General features: G+C 37.1%; 18 protein-coding genes and 1 tRNA gene. 16 read left to right on the top strand and 3 right to left on the bottom strand.

What is annotated here, in order from left to right:
- Position 1 precedes the first annotated feature (1 nt).
- Positions 2 to 1,171 carry an alpha/beta hydrolase family protein gene (locus A6A10_RS07460; protein WP_121122623.1) on the top strand — a complete coding sequence of 390 codons (1,170 nt, stop codon included), beginning with the start codon at positions 2 to 4 and terminating at the stop codon, positions 1,169 to 1,171.
- Between the two features lie 93 nt (positions 1,172 to 1,264).
- On the opposite strand, the gene A6A10_RS07455 is transcribed toward A6A10_RS07460, so the two are convergent.
- Positions 1,265 to 2,149 carry an NAD(+) kinase gene (locus A6A10_RS07455; RefSeq protein WP_121122621.1) on the bottom strand — a complete coding sequence of 295 codons (885 nt, stop codon included), beginning with the start codon at positions 2,147 to 2,149 and terminating at the stop codon, positions 1,265 to 1,267.
- Between the two features lie 139 nt (positions 2,150 to 2,288).
- On the opposite strand from A6A10_RS07455, the gene A6A10_RS07450 reads away from it, so the two are divergent.
- The 4 genes from A6A10_RS07450 to A6A10_RS07435 all read left to right on the top strand — a co-directional run bounded on the left by A6A10_RS07450 (position 2,289) and on the right by A6A10_RS07435 (position 6,279).
- Complete coding sequence (locus A6A10_RS07450; RefSeq protein WP_121122619.1) at positions 2,289 to 4,238, top strand: ABC transporter ATP-binding protein; 1,950 nt, start codon at positions 2,289 to 2,291, stop codon at positions 4,236 to 4,238.
- A complete protein-coding gene (gene tcdA / locus A6A10_RS07445) occupies positions 4,238 to 5,014 on the top strand; it encodes a tRNA cyclic N6-threonylcarbamoyladenosine(37) synthase TcdA (protein WP_121122617.1) in 777 nt (258 codons plus the stop codon). Before A6A10_RS07450 ends, tcdA begins: the two co-directional genes overlap by 1 nt.
- A 72-nt stretch (positions 5,015 to 5,086) precedes the next feature.
- Positions 5,087 to 5,290, top strand: a complete 204-nt coding sequence (locus A6A10_RS07440) for a hypothetical protein (RefSeq protein ID WP_121122615.1) — start codon at positions 5,087 to 5,089, stop codon at positions 5,288 to 5,290.
- A complete protein-coding gene (locus A6A10_RS07435; RefSeq protein ID WP_121122613.1) occupies positions 5,290 to 6,279 on the top strand; it encodes an amidohydrolase family protein in 990 nt (329 codons plus the stop codon). The genes A6A10_RS07440 and A6A10_RS07435 overlap by 1 nt, the downstream gene beginning before the upstream one ends.
- Before the next feature lie 502 nt (positions 6,280 to 6,781).
- Here the strand turns inward: A6A10_RS07435 and ampD are convergent.
- Positions 6,782 to 7,336: a 1,6-anhydro-N-acetylmuramyl-L-alanine amidase AmpD gene (ampD, locus tag A6A10_RS07430; RefSeq protein WP_121122609.1), complete on the bottom strand. Its 555-nt coding sequence runs from the start codon at positions 7,334 to 7,336 to the stop codon at positions 6,782 to 6,784.
- A 58-nt stretch (positions 7,337 to 7,394) separates the two neighbouring features.
- Between ampD and A6A10_RS07425 the strand changes: the two genes are divergently transcribed.
- Positions 7,395 to 8,234: a 23S rRNA (adenine(2030)-N(6))-methyltransferase RlmJ gene (locus tag A6A10_RS07425; RefSeq protein WP_121122607.1), complete on the top strand. Its 840-nt coding sequence runs from the start codon at positions 7,395 to 7,397 to the stop codon at positions 8,232 to 8,234.
- An 18-nt stretch (positions 8,235 to 8,252) separates the two neighbouring features.
- The gene (gene pyrE, locus A6A10_RS07420; RefSeq protein WP_121122605.1) at positions 8,253 to 8,894 is read left to right on the top strand and encodes an orotate phosphoribosyltransferase; all 642 of its coding nucleotides are present in this window, start codon (positions 8,253 to 8,255) and stop codon (positions 8,892 to 8,894) included.
- Between the two features lie 79 nt (positions 8,895 to 8,973).
- On the opposite strand, the gene rho is transcribed toward pyrE, so the two are convergent.
- Positions 8,974 to 10,236 carry a transcription termination factor Rho gene (gene rho / locus A6A10_RS07415; RefSeq protein WP_121122603.1) on the bottom strand — a complete coding sequence of 421 codons (1,263 nt, stop codon included), beginning with the start codon at positions 10,234 to 10,236 and terminating at the stop codon, positions 8,974 to 8,976.
- Positions 10,237 to 10,436: 200 nt separating this feature from the next.
- On the opposite strand from rho, the gene hslR reads away from it, so the two are divergent.
- The 9 genes from hslR (at position 10,437) to A6A10_RS07370 (ending at position 20,159) form a co-directional block, all read left to right on the top strand.
- Entirely contained in the window at positions 10,437 to 10,850 is a 414-nt protein-coding gene (hslR, locus tag A6A10_RS07410; protein WP_121122601.1) for a ribosome-associated heat shock protein Hsp15, read from the top strand.
- The gene (gene hslO / locus A6A10_RS07405; protein ID WP_121122598.1) at positions 10,847 to 11,716 is read left to right on the top strand and encodes an Hsp33 family molecular chaperone HslO; all 870 of its coding nucleotides are present in this window, start codon (positions 10,847 to 10,849) and stop codon (positions 11,714 to 11,716) included. The genes hslR and hslO overlap by 4 nt, the downstream gene beginning before the upstream one ends.
- Positions 11,717 to 11,784: 68 nt before the next feature.
- Positions 11,785 to 12,552 carry a DNA polymerase III subunit epsilon gene (dnaQ, locus tag A6A10_RS07400; protein WP_121122596.1) on the top strand — a complete coding sequence of 256 codons (768 nt, stop codon included), beginning with the start codon at positions 11,785 to 11,787 and terminating at the stop codon, positions 12,550 to 12,552.
- A 102-nt stretch (positions 12,553 to 12,654) separates the two neighbouring features.
- Positions 12,655 to 12,731: transfer RNA gene (locus tag A6A10_RS07395), tRNA-Asp, on the top strand.
- A gap of 174 nt (positions 12,732 to 12,905) precedes the next feature.
- Positions 12,906 to 16,550, top strand: coding sequence for an exodeoxyribonuclease V subunit beta (recB, locus tag A6A10_RS07390; protein WP_121122827.1), 3,645 nt, complete (start codon positions 12,906 to 12,908; stop codon positions 16,548 to 16,550).
- 28 nt (positions 16,551 to 16,578) lie between these two features.
- Positions 16,579 to 17,304, top strand: coding sequence for a carboxy-S-adenosyl-L-methionine synthase CmoA (gene cmoA, locus A6A10_RS07385; protein WP_121122594.1), 726 nt, complete (start codon positions 16,579 to 16,581; stop codon positions 17,302 to 17,304).
- A gap of 122 nt (positions 17,305 to 17,426) precedes the next feature.
- Positions 17,427 to 17,651, top strand: coding sequence for a YejL family protein (locus A6A10_RS07380; protein WP_121122593.1), 225 nt, complete (start codon positions 17,427 to 17,429; stop codon positions 17,649 to 17,651).
- 1 nt (position 17,652) lies between these two features.
- Entirely contained in the window at positions 17,653 to 19,383 is a 1,731-nt protein-coding gene (locus A6A10_RS07375; protein ID WP_121122591.1) for a DUF3413 domain-containing protein, read from the top strand.
- Positions 19,384 to 19,571: 188 nt separating this feature from the next.
- The gene (locus A6A10_RS07370) at positions 19,572 to 20,159 is read left to right on the top strand and encodes a Crp/Fnr family transcriptional regulator (RefSeq protein WP_121122589.1); all 588 of its coding nucleotides are present in this window, start codon (positions 19,572 to 19,574) and stop codon (positions 20,157 to 20,159) included.
- Positions 20,160 to 20,247 lie beyond the last annotated feature (88 nt).

The raw sequence follows: 20,247 nt of genomic DNA, 5'->3' as shown, positions 1-20,247 counted from the left end.
TATGGATAAAGATGCTTTAGAAAGAGGGCATTTATTAACCTCAGAATTTGTTGCAACAATAGATAAGAATAATATCAATCATTATTTTCCTGAAAGAGAAATGATGGAGGGTAATATTGATGATTTACCAAAATACGATATTGATTTGTATCGAATTACATACCGTTCTGTTTATGAAAATTCGCCAGTCGTTCTTTCAGGGTTAGTTGTTGTACCTAAAAAAGAGGGAAAGCTTGATCACATACAATATCATCATGGTACGCTGTATCCCTATGCAAAAGATGAAGGATGGGGAAATCTAGATGCACCCTCTTTATATGATGGTCACGCGCCCAAGATGCCAATGATATTTTATGAAACTCGCTTAAATGCAAATTATTTGGGATCTTATGGTTACTTAGTGAGTTTACCGGATTATGCAGGTTATGGTGTTTCTCAAGATTTAGAACACCCTTACTGCATCAATTCAGAGTTAGCTGAAGAATCTATTGATATGATTTTAGCTACGAGAGAATTTGCAAAATCTAAAAACCTCGCAATGAATGATGGCGTATTTTTATCTGGTTGGTCTGAAGGGGCTGCTGTGGCGGTAGCTACGCAGAAACTTGTCGAAGAAAAGTATAGTAATATCGTTAAAATTCTAGCGAATGCGCCAATGTCAGGGTACTTAAATACAGAAAATATAAAAACTATCTTATCCCAAGTGCCACATATCAATGAAGATGTTGGAGGAACGTTAGATTTACTCGCTTGGTTATATTATTCATACAATAAATTTAGTGAAAATCCCATCACATTAAGTGCTATTTTTAAGTTTCCGATTAGCAATGGGCTTGATGTTTTAACAAAGAAACCATCCAATATACCCGCATTAGTTTTTAAAATATTAGATAAGCAATCTTTGCAACATTTAGCAGATCAAATAGATAAAAATAACCTTGCAGTAGGATGGAAACCCGTTTCCCCTTTAATTATTTATCATGGTACAGCGGATAAAACGGTTCCCTATGAGAATAATCCTGAAGTTGCTCTCAATAATTATGAGAAATATGGTGGGAATACTAAATTAGTTAAATTTGAAGATCATGATCATTACTCACTCGGAGTGCTCCAACTTAAAAATATGATGGATGAGTTTGAAAAAATTAAGCGTAGTTATAAGAGTAGTTAAGCAACCATAAAAATAGCCCGACTATAATGATTATTCATATAGAATAATTAACTTATAAATATCGAGCTAAATTTTATTGTTCAGCATTTAAAATTAAAATAATTTACTTAACCAACCTAATTTTGAACCAAGCACGTTAAAATAGTTATAATCTTTTAAGTGTAGCAATTGCAAGGTGTCAGGGCTTTTTTGTACGATAACACGCTCATCAGAACTAAATGGTAAAAGACGTTGACTATCACAACTCACCACTAAATGAGGCTGATTATATTGAGCAAATCGGAGTGAAATCATACTATCACCATCAATAACCAAAGGGCGGGAGGAAAGACTATGAGGACTCATTGGTACAAGAGCAATAGCATTCAAACTAGGCGTTAAAATGGGACCACCAGCCGATAACGAATAAGCGGTTGAGCCGGTTGGTGTAGAAATAATTAACCCGTCAGAGCGTTGAGAAAATGCAAATTTTCCTCCAATACTCACTTCAAATTCAATGGTTTTGGCAATTTGACTAGAATGTACCACGATTTCATTTAATGCATTATTGGATTCAATAATTTTGCCATTTGATTCAATTTTGACTTCCAATAAAAAACGATTTTCAATAATAAATTCTTCTCTTTCCAAACAACGATAAAGCTGTTCAAAGGCAGTTTGAGGGGCAATATCCGTTAAAAATCCAAGATTACCACGATTGATCCCAATTAACGGCACGTCGTATTGAGCCAATCGTCTAGCCATTCCTAGCATATTGCCATCACCACCGATTACAATGACTAAGTCAGCCTGTTCACCAATTTCTTCAATCGTACTTGGATTGGGGAGATTCAGTTGAGTTGCAATTTTACTTTCAACTAACAAGTTATATTTTCTGTCTTTCAGCCAGTTATAAACAGCGATATGAGTTTCGAAGGCAATATCGTGACGAGGTTTGCCAACAATTGCGATCGTTTTGAAACGGCTATGTGGATTCATAATTTTTACCTAATGGAAAATCTGGTGCTATCTTATTACTCTACTGCCAATTTGTAAAATTTCTTACGAAACTGACCGCTTACAAGAGCCACCAAAACTGCTAGAATTAGGACAAATTTATTTATGAGAAAAAGACAATATGGCATTAATTAATCTTTCAAATGCTTATTTAGGTTTCGGCGATCATCCTTTGCTCGATAATACCGAATTGCATATTGAAGCAGGTGAGCGAGTTTGTTTGGTCGGTCGAAATGGAGCGGGTAAATCAACCCTAATGAAAATTTTGGCTAAAGATATTCAGCTTGATGACGGAAAACTGATTTTTGAAAAAGATATCGTTGTTGCACGTTTAGAGCAAGACCCTCCTCGTCACGCAGAAGGCACAATTTTTGATTATGTGGCAGAGGGCATCGCTCATTTAGCCGATCTCTTAAAACAATATCATCATATTTCACTGCAAATGCAGACAGATTACAGTGAAACGTTAATGTCTAAACTTTCCAACGTTCAAACTCAGCTTGAACACGCAAATGGATGGCAATTTGAAAATCGTATTCAAGATACCTTACAACTGCTGGAATTAAATCCAGACACACCATTATCGGCGTTATCGGGTGGATGGTTACGTAAAGCGGCATTGGCTCGTGCATTAGTTTCTAATCCCGATATTTTGTTACTGGATGAGCCAACAAACCATTTAGATGTGGATGCGATTGCTTGGTTAGAAAATCTGTTATTAGATTTTAAAGGGAGCATTATTTTTGTTTCGCACGACCGTGCCTTTATTCGCAAAATGGCGACACGCATTGTCGATTTAGATCGTGGAAAATTAGTCTCTTACCCCGGAAATTACGATTTATATTTAGAAACTAAAGCGGAAGAATTACGTGTTGAAGCCTTACAAAATGAACTTTTTGACAAAAAATTAGCACAAGAAGAAGTGTGGATTCGTCAAGGGATCAAAGCTCGTCGTACACGTAACGAGGGCAGAGTAAGAGCCTTAAAAGCATTGCGAGAAGAACGTCGTAATCGTCGTGAAGTGTTAGGAAGTGCAAAAATTCAGATCGATCAGACCGCTAAATCGGGCAAAATCGTATTTGAATTAGAAAATGCCAGCTATGAAATTGACGGAAAATGCTTACTGAAAAATTTTAGCACTAAGATTTTACGAGGCGATAAGATCGCTCTAGTGGGTCCAAATGGTTGTGGTAAAACGACGTTTATCAAATTATTATTAGGTGAATTACAACCATCATCAGGTTCAATTCGTTGCGGAACAAAACTGGAAGTTGCTTATTTTGATCAATATCGTGCTGAGTTAGATCCAGAAAAAACTGTGATGGATAATGTGGCAGATGGCAAACAAGATGTTGAAGTCAATGGCGTAAAACGTCATGTACTCGGTTATTTACAAGATTTCTTATTCCCACCAAAACGTGCAATGACTCCCGTTAAAGCTCTATCGGGTGGAGAACGTAATCGCTTATTACTGGCTAAATTATTACTGAAACCGAATAACTTACTGATTTTAGATGAACCGACCAATGATTTAGATGTGGAAACATTAGAATTATTGGAAGAGTTGTTAGCCGATTATCAAGGTACGTTATTGATCGTTAGCCATGACCGTCAATTTATTGATAATACCGTAACGGAATGTTACTTCTTTGAAGGCGATGGCGTGCTGAATAAATATATCGGTGGTTATCACGATGCGAAACAGCAACAAGCCAATTATTTTGCCACACTTGCAGAAAACAAGCGGTCAGATTCTTCTAAAAATATGCAAAAAGTTGCCGAGAAACCACCGCTTGCAGAACCACAAAAACCAAAAGCAGAGCCAACTAAAAAAGTTAAATTATCCTACAAAGAACAACGTGAGTTAGATAATCTGCCAGCTCAAATGGAACAACTTGAAGCTGATATTGAACAGCTACAAACAGAAGTAAACAGTGCCGACTTCTTCTCAAAAGAACCAAGTTACACCCAAGCTCAATTACAAAAGTTAGCGGACGCAGAAATGGCTCTTGAAAAAGCCTTTGAACGCTGGGAAGAGCTGGAAAATATCAAGAATGGGAATAATGGGTAATGACAGAAAGAATTGATAATTACGAGCAACGTTTTGGCGGTATTGGTCGCCTTTATACACCTGAAGGCTTGGCAATACTCCGTCAATCGCATATTTGTGTGGTAGGAATTGGTGGCGTGGGTTCTTGGGCGGTAGAGGCACTTGCTCGTTCGGGGATTGGTAAAATTACGATGATCGATATGGACGATATTTGTGTGACGAATATCAATCGTCAAATTCATGCGATTTCTGGCGAAATTGGTAAGCTAAAAACGGAAGTGATGAAAGAGCGTATTGCGAAAATCAATCCTGAATGCCAAGTACAGATTATTGATGATTTTCTAACAAGCGATAACCTAGCCGAATATATCACCCATGATTACGATTATGTGATTGATGCGATTGATAGCGTGCGTGTAAAAGCCGCGTTAATTGCTTTTTGTAAACGTAATAAAATTAAAATTATTACTACTGGCGGTGCAGGGGGGCAGACTGATCCTACGCAAATTCAAATTACCGATTTAAGCAAAACGATTCAAGATCCGTTGGCATCGAAAGTACGCAGTTTATTGCGAAAAGAGTACAATTTTAGCCAAAACCCAAAACGCAAATTTGGGATAGACTGTGTGTTCTCTACTCAGCCTTTAATTTTTCCCAAAATGAGTGAAGAGTGTGAAATTTCGGCTACAATGAATTGTGCCAATGGCTTTGGGGCAGCGACAATGATTACCGCGACTTTTGGTTTTTTTGCGGTAAGCCGAGTGATTGATAAATTATTAAAAACAGCAGTAAATTGATAACGCAAACGTTTGCATTTTAATTTGGAAAAACTTATACTATCCGCCTAGTGCCAATAAGGAACTAGAAAAATGCAACATAGACCATTTAAAGATAGCAATACAGTTAGTCTGCAAACACTACATATTTACTTAAAAGAATTTATACAGCTAAACCTTGAAAAATTACGAGGTTTAGCTGTTTTTTTATGGTTAATAAATAATTTTTTAGAAAAAGATCTCTTTTTTAAGAGATCTTTTTTTTGTACCCAATTTTTAGCAGTAGAGGATAAATAATGAGCCAGTTGATTCGCACATTAAAAGGGCATATTCGTGATGAAGTTATCAAAAAAGGGGGATGGGTAAATTCCCACGCTCACGCTGACCGAGCATTTACGATGACACCAGAGAAAATCAAAATTTATCAAGAATCGAATCTTCAACAAAAATGGGATTTAGTTGATGAAGTAAAACGTCAATCAACGGTGGAAGATTATTATCGTCGCTTTAGTCAATCGATTGAATTGATGATTTCACAAGGGGTAACAGCCTTTGGCACTTTTGTAGATATTGACCAAGTGTGTGAAGATCGTGCCATCTTAGCGGCTCATAAAGCGAGAGAAGTGTATAAAAATGATATTGTCCTTAAATTTGCTAACCAAACTTTAAAAGGTGTGATCGAACCTAACGCGCGCAAATGGTTTGATATTGGTTCAGAAATGGTCGATATGATTGGTGGATTACCTTACCGTGATGAATTGGATTATGGTAAAGGATCCGAAGCTATGGATATCCTAATGGATAAGGCAAAATCCCTCGGTAAAATGTTACACGTTCATGTGGATCAATTTAATACCCCAAGAGAAAAAGAAACAGAGCAATTATGTGATAAATCCGTAGAGCATGGTATGCAAGGGAGAGTTGTGGCAATTCATGGTATTTCGATTGGCTCGCATCCAAAAGAATATCGCCAACAGTTATACAAAAAAATGAAGGCTTGCGACATGATGGTCATTGCTTGCCCGATGGCATGGATTGATAGCCCGCGTAAAGATGAAGTTTTACCTTTCCATAATGCCTTAACTCCAGCGGATGAAATGATCCCAGAGGGGATTACTGTTGCACTCGGTACAGATAATATTTGTGATTACATGGTGCCGTTGTGTGAGGGCGATATGTGGCAAGAATTAAGCCTGCTTTCAGCGGGTTGCCGTTTTACTAATCTTGAAGAAATGGCAAATATTGCGAGTATCAACGGGCGAAAGGTGCTTGGTTTAGATTATTAAATTGTAAATTTATGAGATAGATCAGAGAAAATATCAAAATTAATGGTTAGATTTCACCTAAATACGATTTTTAAAAGAGGTGGGGCTTGAGTGTATTAGGTTTATTAGACGATATAATAGATTCACTAATTTAGGCTGTGGTTATGTTTATTCCTGCGGAGTTTCTCAGTTCTTTTTTGGAAAAATTTTTTCAGGTGGAAAATGAACGATTAAGAAAGGTTATACATATAGTGTTATTTTTTCTGATTGCTTATATCATCGGAATAATATTTAAGTTTACGTTAATTAAGTTAGATGCTTTTCCATTAACAAAGATCTTAGCAAATATCTTTTGATTTTATGATTGGTGGACTAGAGCTTCACAAAAACTATAAGTATCGGTAGAAAATGACCAAGGAAGTAGAAGAGAAATCAGGGATAATTGAGCGTAAGTAATCTGTTTTCTCTTCTACCCATTTTTAAATTTTGCAAATTGTGAATAGTAAGTTACCGCTTACTTAGGTTATTTAATTTGAGAACGGTAATATTCCCAATCAAAATACTGACCGGGATCGATTTTTCTACCAGGTGCAATATCACTATGACCGACAATTCTATCGGGCGTGATTTTTGGGTAAGTTTGCAAAATCGCATGGGTTAGCTGAATAAGCGTTTGATATTGCTCGACAGTGAAAGGTTGATTATTACTGCCTTCTAATTCAATCCCGATAGAAAATTGATTACATTTTTCTCGACCTTGAAAGGAAGATAAACCAGCGTGCCAAGCCATATCATTAAAATTAACGTATTGAGTGAGTTTACCTTCTCGATTGATAAAACAGTGAGCAGACACTCGCAAATCCTTAATTTCTGCAAAATAAGAATGCTGAGTTGGATCGAGTTTCCCTTGGAAAAATTGATCGACAAAATCGCCACCGAACTCATCGGGAGGCAGGCTAATATAATGAATAACTAATAGTGAAATATCATCAATGATGGGTCTTGGATCAAAGTGTGGGGATAAAACCCGCTTTTGATCGACAAGCCAACCATTTTCAATCTTTAAAGTTTTCTGCATAGTGTAAATAACGGAAATAAGCTAGAATGAACGCCATTTTACAAGAAAGAGAATAAAAATGCTGAGTTATCGCCACAGTTTTCACGCAGGCAACCACGCCGATGTCCTAAAACATACCGTTTTAACCTTAATTCTGACCGCTTTAAAACAAAAAGAGAAAGGATTCTTCTATTTAGACACCCACGCAGGTGTGGGTCGTTATAGCTTATTCAGTGCTGAAGCGGAAAAAACAGGGGAATATATTGAGGGTATCGCTCGCTTATGGGAACGAGATGATTTACCCGAAGAAGTTTCCTTATATATCGCTGAATTAAAGAAAATCAATAAAGGAAAATTACGTTTTTATGCAGGTTCGCCATTGCTTGCGGTACAACAACTTCGCCCTCAAGATCGTGCATTACTGACCGAATTACACCCTAATGATTATCCGTTACTCCGCAATGAATTTGCTCGTCAAAGAAATGTAGTGACCAAGCGAGAAAATGGTTTTCAGCAATTAAAATCTGCTCTACCGCCTAAAGAAAAGCGTGGATTAATTTTAATCGACCCTCCTTATGAATTAAAAGAAGATTATGAATTAGTGGTAAAAGGAATCGAAGAAGGTTACAAACGTTTTGCGACTGGTGTATATGCTATCTGGTATCCAGTTGTATTACGTCAGCACACTAAGCGTATTGTCAAAGGCTTACAAGCAACAGGCATCCGCAAAATTTTACAAATTGAACTAGCGGTTCGCCCTGATTCCGATCAGCGAGGCATGACCGCAAGTGGCATGATTGTAATCAACCCACCTTGGCAGCTTGAAGCGCAGATGAAGAAAATTTTACCTTATTTAACAGAAATCCTTGTGCCAGAGGGAACAGGCAGTTGGGATGTAAGTTGGATTACACCTGAGTAATTGAGTTGAGGAAAGAAAATGCAATCTTATAAACATGATTTTATCGAATTTTGTTTAAGCCGTAACGTCCTAAAATTTGGTGAGTTTACCCTGAAATCAGGCAGAATCAGCCCTTATTTTTTTAATGCAGGGCTATTTTATACAGGACAAGATCTTGCCAAGTTAGGTGAGTTCTACGCTCAAGCTATTCAAACGAGTGGTATTGAGTTTGACGTGTTGTTTGGTCCTGCTTATAAAGGTATTCCGATTGCCACTACCGTTGCTGTTGCCTTAGCCAATCAATTTGATATTGATAAACCTTGTTGTTTTAATCGTAAAGAAGCGAAAGATCACGGCGAAGGTGGAAATTTAATTGGTAGTGCATTACAAGGCAATATTTTGCTTGTTGATGATGTGATTACCGCAGGCACTGCAATTCGTGAATCAATGGAAATTATCAATGCTAATAAAGCAAATTTAGCAGGGGTATTGATTGCACTAAACCGCAAAGAAAAAGGCAAAGGCGACTTATCTGCTATTCAAGAAGTAGAAAGAGATTATCAGTGCCAAGTTTTCTCAATTATTGATTTTGACGATTTACTACAATTTATCGAAAAATCCCCACAATACGCACCATATTTGCCGAAGATGAAGGCATATCGAGAACAATACGGTGTTTAACAAGCGGTCACTTTAAGCGATTTATTTGTAAAAAAAGCGGGCTAATTAGCCCGCTTTTGTATTATTAAGATAATAGAAACTATGAACGTTTCATAATTTCAAAGAATTCATCATTGGTTTTAGCCACAACTAACTTATCAATTAGGAATTCCATTGCTTCAACTTCGCCCATAGGATGAAGAATCTTACGTAAGATCCACATTTTTTGGAGTTCGTCTGGTGTTGTGAGAAGATCTTCTTTACGAGTACCAGAGCGGTTGAAGTCGATTGCAGGGAATACACGTTTTTCAGCAATTTTGCGTGATAAGTGTAATTCCATGTTACCTGTTCCTTTGAACTCTTCAAAGATAACTTCGTCCATTTTAGAACCCGTATCTACTAAGGCTGTGGCAATAATGGTTAAGCTACCACCTTCTTCCACATTTCTCGCAGCACCGAAGAAACGTTTTGGTCTGTGTAATGCGTTGGCATCCACACCACCTGATAAGATTTTACCTGATGCTGGAGTTACCGTATTGTATGCACGGGCTAAACGAGTGATAGAGTCGAGCAAAATTACTACGTCTTTTTTGTGTTCCACTAAACGTTTTGCTTTTTCAATTACCATTTCTGCAACTTGAACGTGGCGAGAAGCCGGTTCATCAAAGGTCGAGGCAATCACTTCGCCTTTTACTGAGCGTTGCATTTCTGTTACTTCTTCAGGACGTTCATCAATCAGTAATACAATCAAAATACACTCTGGATAATTGTGCGTGATGCTTTGTGCAATATTTTGTAGTAATACTGTTTTACCTGCTTTTGGCGGCGCGACGATAAGACCACGTTGTCCTTTACCAATTGGCGAAGCAAGATCAAGAATTCTTGCGGTAAGGTCTTCAGTTGAGCCATTACCACGTTCCATTCTTAAGCGTGAATTTGCGTGAAGAGGGGTTAAGTTTTCGAAAAGGATTTTACTGCGGGAGACTTCGGGTTTGTCGTCATTGACACGATCAACTTTGAGTAGGGCAAAATAGCGTTCACCTTCTTTCGGTGGGCGAATTTTCCCTTCAATCGAGTCACCCGTTTGTAGATTGAACCTACGAATTTGACTTGGAGAAACATAAATATCGTCAGGACCCGCTAAATACGAGCTGTCGCCAGAACGTAAGAAACCAAAGCCATCTGGCAAGATTTCAAGAACACCACGACCGAAAATGTCTTCACCACTTTTAGCGTGTTGTTTAAGGATTGCAAAAACGATATCTTGTTTACGTAAGCGGGCTAAGTTTTCTAAGCCCATTTGTTCCTCGCCCATACGAACGAGTTCTGATACTGGGGTATTTTTTAACTGTGTAAGATGCATATATAAAATATTTTTTGTTTAAAAAGATTGGGTTTAAGTTTGATTAATTTAGCGAAATTTTATACTAAGAATTGAGTGGCGAAGAATACCGCTAAATTAAATTTTTTGCAAATTTTTTGTGTGATCTTACCGCTTTTTTGCTTGAAAAAACGTAAAATTGCACCATATTTTAGCTTGTCGTTTTTTATTTCGGTAGAATTATGAAAAAACAGAGTAATGAAACTGGTGATGTTAGGTTAGATAAATGGTTGTGGGCAGCTCGATTTTATAAAACCCGTAGTATTGCAAAAGCAATGATTGAAGGGGGAAAAGTCCATTATAATGGACAACGGGCTAAAGTCAGTAAAACCGTTGAAATCGGTGCCTTTATCAAACTTAGACAAGGAAACGAAGAAAAAGAGGTTGAAGTATTAGCCTTGAGTGATCAGCGAAGAGGTGCGCCAGAAGCGCAGTTACTTTATCAAGAAACGGAAAATAGTATCAAAAATCGTGAGAAACTTGCCTTCGCTCGCAAAGCTAATGCACTTTCTATGCCTCATCCAGATCGTAGACCGAATAAAAAAGAACGTCGTGATTTGATTAAATTTAAAATAACTAACTCGGAAACACTATGACTTATACACAAGACAATGACAAACTTTACCGCTTTTTATTCCAAAACCGTGCAGTAAGAGGGGAGTGGGTCAGATTAAATAACACTTTCACAGAAACTTTAAATACCCACCATTACCCAAAAGCAGTGCAAAATCTTTTAGGGGAAATGTTGGTTGCGACCAGTTTATTAACCGCAACCTTAAAATTTGAAGGCAATATTACTGTACAAATTCAAGGGGATGGTCCATTAAAACTTGCAGTCGTCAATGGCAATAATCAACAGCAAGTACGTGCTTTAGCGCGTGTTGATGGCGAAATTGCAGACGAAGCCACTTTATCTGAAATGATCGGCAATGGTGTGCTAGTGATCTCTATTATTCCTGAAGAGGGCGAACGCTATCAAGGTGTGGTTAGCTTGGACAAACCGACCATTAGTGAATGTTTAGAAGATTACTTTGTTCGTTCAGAACAATTAGAAACACAATTAGTTATCCGTACGGGCGAATACGAAGGGAAAGCCGTTGCGGGTGGCATATTATTACAAATTATGCCAGATGGAACAGGCACACCAGAGGATTTTGAGCATTTAGCCACTTTAGCCTCAACCATTAAGGATGAAGAAATCTTTGGACTAACCGCAGAAGAATTGCTTTATCGCTTGTTCCACGAAGAAAGCGTTGAAGTTTATCCATCTCAAGACACAGAATTTAAATGTGGTTGTTCAAGAGAGCGTTCGGGGGCGGCGATTATGCTCGTTCCTGATGATGAGATTGAAGAAATGCTTGCAGAAAAAAATGGTGTAATTGATATGCAATGCGAATGTTGTGGTACACAATATTTCTTTGATAAAAAAGCCATAGATGAATTGAAAAGCACAGCAGCATAAATAACATAGCAAGCGGTTAGATTGGTAAAATATTTTGCAGATCTCACCGCTTGTATATAGAGGATAATATGAACGAACAACCAATTTTACGCCAAGTGGTATTGGATACAGAAACAACGGGGATGAATTTCAATGGTGCGCCTCATATTGGGCATAACATCATTGAAATTGGTGCCGTCGAGGTGATTAATCGCCGTTTAACTGGACGGAATTACCACGTTTATATTAAGCCTCCTCGTGAAGTGGATGAAGAAGCGATTCAAGTTCACGGTATCACAAATGAAATGTTGCAAGATAAACCGACCTTTGCGGAAATTGCCCCAGAATTTTTGGAATTTATCAAAGGGGCGGAATTAGTCATTCATAATGCCCCCTTCGATGTGGGATTTATCGATCAAGAATTTGCAACCCTCGCCAACAACACGCCTAAAGTCGAAGAAATTTGTCAGGTAACGGATAGCTTACAATTAGCCCGTAAAATGTATCCGGGGAAACGTAATAACTTGGATGCTTTGTGTGATCGCTTAGGTATTGATAACAGCAAACGTGTACTCCATGGCGCCTTACTGGATGCGGAAATACTTGCAGATGTGTTCTTAATGATGACTGGCGGGCAAATTGCTCTGCTTGCCGAAGATGACGCTGATAATAGTAATAGTTCACAGGATTACGCTGTTCAGCATCAGATCATTGACACCGATGGGCTTATTGTTCTATCGGCAACTGAGGATGAACAAGAAGCACATCAAAAGTATTTAGAGTTGCTTGATAAAAAATCCAAAGGAAACTGCTTATGGACAACGTTATATCAGTCTAACAACGAGCAGATAAACTAAAATTTCAGCGAGTTGTATAGTAAAAAAGCAATCGTAAATTTTTTTGAAAAAAAGTGTTTGACGAGGCGAATCGAAATCATTAATATACGCCTCGTTCTTTGCGGAGTGGTAGTTCAGCTGGTTAGAATACCTGCCTGTCACGCAGGGGGTCGCGGGTTCGAGTCCCGTCCATTCCGCCAATTAATTTAAACGTCATAATATACCTCCTTAGTACGTTAAAGCAAAAGCCCTCTAGATTTAGAGGGCTTTTGTTTTTCTAAAATTCTTATATTCCTTCACTGATCATTTCTCATTTCAATGCTAAAATCAGCACAATTATTTTTCTAAAAAGAATGATAGCCAAAATGACGCAAATGCAAACTCTCAACCCTATTTCTCTCCCTCTTGATCGTTCAGTATTGATCGAAGCTTCCGCTGGTACAGGTAAAACCTACACCATGGCAAATCTTTATTTGCGTTTGTTGTTAGGGATTGATTGTGTGCCTTTGCAAGTTGAGCAGATTTTAGTGGTAACCTTTACCAAAGCTGCAACTCAGGAATTGAGGGATAGGATTAGACAGAAATTGTCTGATGTGATGCGTTATTTTCAGGATCCTGATTCAAAAGAAGCAGTTCGAGCATTTGAAAAAGCTCCGTTCTTGCGAGAAGTTTATCAACAAGTGGAAGATAATTTAGAACACGCTTTGTTGCGTTTAAAATTAGCTGAACGTGATATGGATTTGGCAAGTATTTTTACTATTGATAGTTTTTGTCAGAAAATGTTATTCCAATTTGCGTTCGATTCAGGCATTCGCTTTGACGTTAATTTGCAGACTGATGAAACTGAGTTACTCGATCGCCTTAGCGAAGAAAGTTGGCGAGAGTTGTTCTATTCTGTGGGTGTGGTAGAGGCTAAATGGATTTCTGATACTTTATCTAATCCAAGTAATGCACTCAATAAAGTGCGTTCGTATTTGTCGGGCGATATTCCGCCTTTAGCTCCGGAACAAGAAAAATGGTTGAATGAGGATTATCGACAATCATTATTAGAATTTGAACATTTCTCAAAAACCTCTTGTGCATATTGGCTAGAAAATTATGAGGCTATCATTTCTCCTATTCAGCAAGCTTTTGATAAGCAAAATGAAGAAAATATAAAAATATTGAATGGAGTAAGTTATAAAGAAAAATCTTTTCAAAATACATGGCTACCAACTATTAATCGTTGGGCTAATAGCGAAAATCAATTTTTCCCTGCTAAAGAGTTAAGTTATTTTGGACAATCATTACTTGAGCAAAAAGCAAGTAAAGGAGCAGAGGTTCTTCGCAGTGAGCATTTTGTTAAAATTGATGATTTTCTCGCGGAATATGAACAGAAATTTGTTAATTTAGCCCAAGAAATTGAAAGCAAACTTCGTTACCATTTTTTCCTGCATTTACGTCAAAAATTAATCGAATATAAAGATCATCACGCAGAGAAGAATTTTCAGGATATGCTGATTTATCTCTATCAAGCGTTGAAAGGGGATAATGGTAAAGTTTTAGCGGAGAAAATTCGTCAGCAATATGGCTTTGCAATGATTGATGAGTCACAAGATACCGATCAAGTTCAGTACGAAATCTTTAGACGAATTTTTATAGATGAACAGGAAAACCAAGGGTTTATTATGATTGGTGATCCTAAACAGTCGATCTATAAATTCCGTGGTGCTGATATTTTTTCTTATTTAGATGCCTCAAAAAAAGTGTCCGGCACTTTTACGTTATCAAAAAACTGGCGTTCTTTACCTAATGTGGTTGAGTTTGTGAATAAAATCTTCACTTTTCCTGATTCCGTGGAAGCGAGTCCTTTTTTGTATGAAGATATTGGTTTCAATCCAACAGCGTTTAAAGAAACTGAGACCAAATTAGAGAATCAAGAAGAAGTAAATATTTATTTACTTCGAGAGGCTTATGAGAGAGGGCATTATCAATCGGATCTTGCGGCGCAACATTGTGCTGATCAAATTCAGCAGCAATTACATAATGCAGAGCAAGGTAATTTATTCGTTTCAGAAGAAAAAGAAGAGTTTGATGCAGATGGTAATGTGCAATCCATATTAGTTGAAAGGACATTGGTACCAAAAGATATCGCAATTTTGGTGCGATCTCATGATGAAGCGAAGAAAGTAAAACAAGCCTTATCGGAACGCGATATTCAGTCAGTATTTTTATCTGAAAAGGAAAGCGTTTATCAGACTCAAGAAGCATTAGACATAATCGCAATTTTAGAAGCCTGTTTAAACCCTTATCAACAAAGGGCGATTCTTTCTGCTCTTGGTTCAGAATTATGGGGGCTAACGGCTGATGAGATCTATCAAATTAAAAATAATGAAAAATTATGGGAATATTACGTTGAGCTATTTAGTCGCTCTCGTCTTATTTGGCAAACTCAAGGGATTTTGCCAATGTTGCATAATTTGTTTTTAACAGAACAGATTATTCAACGTATTAACCAAACAGATGATGCTGATCGTCGGGTTACGAATATTCTGCACTTGGCGGAATTGCTACAAGAAAAGATGGAAGTGACAGAAAATGAATCAGCATTATTACGCTGGTTTTCTCAACAAATTGAACAGCCAACGGGAAGTGATGAGCAGATTTTACGTTTAGAAAGTGAAGAAAATCTCATTAAGATTATTACAATCCATAAGTCTAAAGGGCTCGAATATCCTGTTGTTTGGTTGCCATTTTTGGGTAAAAAAAGCCAAGGTTTTTCAGGCAAAGGAATGTCTATTTATCGTCAAGAAGATAATCAAATTGCGTGGGATTTATTGGGGGATGATGAGGACATTAAGGCATTACAAAATAAAGCGGAATATGCGGAAGATTTACGCCTGCTGTACGTGGCATTGACTCGAGCGAAATACCAACTGCATGTGATCCTACCAGAAAAATGGTCGGCGAATTGGAATGCCATGCACTATTTATTGACTGATGGATTGCCTCAAAAGGATACTGACACAGCGGTGTGCTTAGAGAAAAAAAGCATAGCATATCGTAAAGTATTATTGGATTCAGAGCCAGAAACCACCAAGTTTTCGCCATCATCTGCTCAAGATATTCAGATTCCAAAAGTTAAAACGTTTGAGCATAAAATTAAACAAACTCATCAAGTCACGAGTTTTACTGCATTACATTCACAACATAGTTATTTATTGCAAAAAAATGATGGGATCTTACCGCTTGCTGTGAATGATGAGGCATTGGACTATGATAAAACGGCTCAAGAAAGCGTTGATGTTGAGCAAGATAACGACGAGTTTATTGAATATAGCCCTTATCGATTCCCACATAGCACGAAAGTGGGGAATATATTGCATCGCTTTTTAGAGTTGTGTGATTTCACTCAACCTATTGATGAAGATAAAGTACTTTCAGTGTGTGAGCAACTTGGCTTATCGGAAGAGTGGGTAGAGCCGACGATTGCGTGGTTTAACGCAATATTAGCCACACCTTTTGGGGAGCAACCTTTTGCATTAAATCAGATTGGATCACATAAGCGTTTAAATGAATGGCAATTCTATTTACGTTTGAGTAATGAAAAAGCATTATCTAAGTTAAATCATTTGTTGAAAAAATACAGTCCACTTGCTAAAAATGCACCCGATTTACAACTTTTCCAATTAGAAGGTTTTGTGCGTGGTTTCGTCGATTGCTTTATTGAAGTGGACGGTAAATTTTATATCATTGACTATAAATCAAACTATTTAGGGCATTTGCCACAAGATTATCAATTAGAAAATATTGAAAAAAAGATGATTCAATATCGTTATGATCTACAATATATCCTTTATACCTTGGCAGCTCATCGTTATTTAAAATCTCGTTTAGGGGATAATTATCACTATGCACAACATTTTGGCGGGGTGGCTTATCTCTTTTTAAGAGGCATGGATGGTACACCACAAAGTGGGGTATTTTTTGAGAAACCAAGTGAACATTTGATTGAAGAAATGGATGCGTTATTCGCATGATATAACTCATTATTAAGATAAAATGACTATGATGAAAGATACTTTATTTTCTGCACCCATTGAAAAATTGGGTGATTTTACTTTTGATGAATCTGTTGCGGAAGTTTTCCCTGATATGATTCAACGTTCTGTACCGGGCTATTCGAATATCATTACCGCTATTGGTATGTTAGCAGGACGTTTTGTAACGGATAATTCTAACGTGTACGATTTAGGTTGTTCTCGTGGGGCGGGGATTTTATCCATTCGCCGTAATATTGAGGGCAAAACCGCCCATATTATTGGGGTAGATAATTCTGAGCCAATGGTTGAGCGTTGTCGTCACCATTTGAGTGCTTACCATTCAGATATCCCAGTTGATGTATTGTGTGAAGATATTCGCAATATTGATATTCAAAATGCCTCAATGGTGGTGTTGAATTTTACCTTACAATTTTTGCCACCCGAAGATCGATTAGCTTTATTAACCAAGATATATCAAGGATTGAATCCTAATGGTGTGTTGGTGTTATCTGAAAAATTTACCTTTAGTGATAACCAGATGAACGAATTACTGATCGACTTGCACCATACTTTTAAACGTGCAAACGGGTATAGTGAATTGGAAGTGAGCCAAAAACGTAATGCGTTAGAAAATGTGATGCGAACAGATACGATTCAAACCCACAAAGAACGTCTTAAACAAGCAGGATTTGATAAGACAGAGTTATGGTTTCAATGCTTTAATTTTGGATCGATGGTTGCAGTAAAATAGCGTAAGCGGTCACTTAAACAACATTTTTTGCAAAAAATTCACAAGATCTGACCGCTTGTTTTCAGCGTATTTATCTATTTTGTGGTACTATCTGCGTAATTTTCACGATGAGATAAGAATAAATGGCAAGTAAATCAAAATATCAGGACAAACAAGTTGAAGCACTATTAAGTGATTTAATTATTACGCTAGAGAAGCATAAAGCCCCTGTTGATTTATCCCTAATGGCATTAGGTAATATGGTGACGAATATTTTAGTGACCAATATTAAAAATCCACAACAGCAAGAAGCATTAAGTGATGCTTTTTGTAGTGCGTTAAAAAATTCGTTAAAGTCAGCAAAATAAAATGCTTAGTTTAATCCAACGCCTACTACCTAAAAATTCATTACAATACCGAGAGGAAACCTCGCGCCGTATTGTGTGGGGGCATTGGTTTGCACTATTTAATATTGTTATCGCATTATTGCTATCCTCTCGATATGCCTTTAATGCCGATTGGCCAGATACATTACTTGGGAAACTGTACTTTTTCTTAAGTTTATTTGGCCATTTTAGTTTTGTGATTTTTGCGTTTTATCTGTTATTGCTGTTCCCGCTGAGTTTTATTATCGGCAATACAAGGACATTTCGTGGTATTTCGGTGGTGGTTGCGACTATCGGTATGACGGTTCTACTAGTCGATACCGAAGTCTTTAAGCAATTTTATTTGCACCTATCTCCGCTTGTTTGGGATTTACTGGTGAATCCAGATGAAAGTGAATTATCTCGTCAATGGCAATTATTATTTGTGCCTATGCCTCTAATATTATTGGTAGAGATACTTTATTCTAGATGGTGTTGGCAAAAGCTACGTAGTTTTAACCGTCAAAAATGGGGAAAATACGTTGCTGCTTTCTTCTTATTTGCTTTTATGGGGACGCATTTATTTTATGCCTTAGCGGATATGTCTTTATATCGCCCAGTCACTGCACAACGTGCGAATTACCCCCTCTCTTATCCAATGACTGCCCGTAGTTTCTTAGAAAAACATGGATTGATAGACAGAGAGAGTTTTGATCAGACTATTGAAGAAAATGGGCGATTAGATGGATTCTTCCTTGATTATCCTAAAGGTCGACTACAATTTGACAATAAACCAGATAATATTAACGTATTATTTATCAATCTATCAGGCTTAACGGATAGTGTGATTACGCCAGAATTGATGCCGAATTTATCGGAATTAAGTAGCCATTCTAGACGCTTTACTCAGCATTATATTGCAGGTGATACCGAAATGGCGGGGGTTGCAAGTTTATTTTATAGCTTGAGTGGTAAATATGTAGATGCAATTCTGACGAAAAAATCTCCACCTGTATTGATTTCTCGCTTACAGAATTTAGATTACCAGTTTGGGTTATTTTCACATAATAGTTTTGCGAATCCGATTTATCAGGCATTGTTCGAGAATTTTGAGTTACCACAAGCTAAAGACAGTATTGATGCATTACGTCAGTGGAATTTATGGTTAGAAACTGAAGATACCACTGTGCCTTTCTTTAGCTATTTGGATCTTGCCATTGGCGATATTAATGATAAACAGAATGTACAATTTGTTGATTCACAATTACGATTTGTATGGAATCGTCTTGCTGCTAAAGGACTTGATAAGAATACCTTTATCTTATTAACTTCAGATATTGGTCAAGAATCAACTACAGATAATAGTTTTGCAGCTCAGCACACTAAAGTACCAATGTTGATGTTCTGGCAAGGCGATAGTGGTATATATAACGGTATGTCGAGTCATCTAGATATTGCGCCAACACTACTTAATCGTTTCTTTGGCATGACTTCACCTGTCGCTTTATATTCTCAGGGAATTGATTTAACTAAAGAAAATGATCGTAGGTGGCTACTCAGTGCAAATTATAGCTGGGATGTGGCTATTATGCGAGATGGTGAACAATACCAAATTAATAAGAAAGGTGATTTTCAGCACTATAATGAGGAAGGGGCTAAAGAAACAGATGCTCGACCACCACTTGCATTATTCTTCCAATTGATTCATCAAAGTAATCAATTCGTGGAAAAATAGCGACTATATTTATTGCAATATTTATATCTAGTTAATTAATGTTCAAAGAGAAAGAAGTTACATACTATTCTTGTTAATGATATAAGAGAAGTTCTTTTTTGTATGGATAACAAGTAAATCAGTATTTTACATTTTGTAAAAATTTTACTATTCCAATACTTAAAAGATAAATAGGAGAAAATATTAAAATGGAGGCTCACATTAATCCAATGACATTAAATGCTTGTAAATTAATACCTTTGCATACCTTATCGAAAGGTATGATAATTTATGAGCAAGGTGAGACTGCGCAAGAGTTTTATTTCATACATAAGGGGTTAATAGGGTTATATCATACTTTAGATAATGGTAAAGAGAGTTTGGTTAGACTTTATCAAGAAAATGAATATTTTGGTTATCGGACTTTGTTTGGTGATAGTCAATATCACTGTAGTGCTAAAGTGCTTGTCGATGCAGAGATTACCCGAATAAAACCAACAAGCGTTAACCATTTTTTTGTTGAGAATCCAAAGGCAAGCAAAAAATTATTACAATCTTTAGCAAATGAGTTAAGAGAAGCTGAACAACGATTGGCAAAAAGCGCTTATCTTAAAACTTCTGAACGAGTAATTCAAAGTATTGATTTTCTGACAAAAAATTATCCTTATTATAATTGGACTTATCGTGAAATTGGCGAGTTTGCAGGGTGTGAAACAGAGACAGCAATTCGCATTGCGAATGAACTTAAACGTAAAGGTGCTTTACCCCCTTCCTTCACTTTGAGCAAATCTAAGTAACTTTACCAAGGCTGAATATCTTTGCATTTCTTCAATAAATTTGATTTAATTCTTACCTAAATTTCTTAGTGGAATTTGATAACCAAAT

The sequence above is a fragment of the Otariodibacter oris genome (assembly GCF_009684715.1).
GTDB classification, from domain to species: Bacteria; Pseudomonadota; Gammaproteobacteria; order Enterobacterales; family Pasteurellaceae; genus Otariodibacter; species Otariodibacter oris.
This window is presented reverse-complemented; position numbering and strand designations above follow the sequence as displayed.

Bases quoted from the DNA above. Each gene is read 5' to 3' on its own strand.
- A6A10_RS07425 (WP_121122607.1), top strand. From the start codon at position 7,395: ATGCTGAGTTATCGCCACAGTTTTCACGCAGGCAACCACGCCGATGTC.
- A6A10_RS07460 (WP_121122623.1), top strand. From the start codon at position 2: ATGGATAAAGATGCTTTAGAAAGAGGGCATTTATTAACCTCAGAATTT.
- A6A10_RS07375 (WP_121122591.1), top strand. From the start codon at position 17,653: ATGCTTAGTTTAATCCAACGCCTACTACCTAAAAATTCATTACAATAC.
- hslR (WP_121122601.1), top strand. From the start codon at position 10,437: ATGAAAAAACAGAGTAATGAAACTGGTGATGTTAGGTTAGATAAATGG.
- rho (WP_121122603.1), bottom strand. From the start codon at position 10,236: ATGCATCTTACACAGTTAAAAAATACCCCAGTATCAGAACTCGTTCGT.
- A6A10_RS07455 (WP_121122621.1), bottom strand. From the start codon at position 2,149: ATGAATCCACATAGCCGTTTCAAAACGATCGCAATTGTTGGCAAACCT.
- pyrE (WP_121122605.1), top strand. From the start codon at position 8,253: ATGCAATCTTATAAACATGATTTTATCGAATTTTGTTTAAGCCGTAAC.
- A6A10_RS07435 (WP_121122613.1), top strand. From the start codon at position 5,290: ATGAGCCAGTTGATTCGCACATTAAAAGGGCATATTCGTGATGAAGTT.
- ampD (WP_121122609.1), bottom strand. From the start codon at position 7,336: ATGCAGAAAACTTTAAAGATTGAAAATGGTTGGCTTGTCGATCAAAAG.
- A6A10_RS07440 (WP_121122615.1), top strand. From the start codon at position 5,087: ATGCAACATAGACCATTTAAAGATAGCAATACAGTTAGTCTGCAAACA.
- recB (WP_121122827.1), top strand. From the start codon at position 12,906: ATGCAAACTCTCAACCCTATTTCTCTCCCTCTTGATCGTTCAGTATTG.
- cmoA (WP_121122594.1), top strand. From the start codon at position 16,579: ATGATGAAAGATACTTTATTTTCTGCACCCATTGAAAAATTGGGTGAT.
- hslO (WP_121122598.1), top strand. From the start codon at position 10,847: ATGACTTATACACAAGACAATGACAAACTTTACCGCTTTTTATTCCAA.
- A6A10_RS07450 (WP_121122619.1), top strand. From the start codon at position 2,289: ATGGCATTAATTAATCTTTCAAATGCTTATTTAGGTTTCGGCGATCAT.
- A6A10_RS07370 (WP_121122589.1), top strand. From the start codon at position 19,572: ATGGAGGCTCACATTAATCCAATGACATTAAATGCTTGTAAATTAATA.
- tcdA (WP_121122617.1), top strand. From the start codon at position 4,238: ATGACAGAAAGAATTGATAATTACGAGCAACGTTTTGGCGGTATTGGT.
- dnaQ (WP_121122596.1), top strand. From the start codon at position 11,785: ATGAACGAACAACCAATTTTACGCCAAGTGGTATTGGATACAGAAACA.
- A6A10_RS07380 (WP_121122593.1), top strand. From the start codon at position 17,427: ATGGCAAGTAAATCAAAATATCAGGACAAACAAGTTGAAGCACTATTA.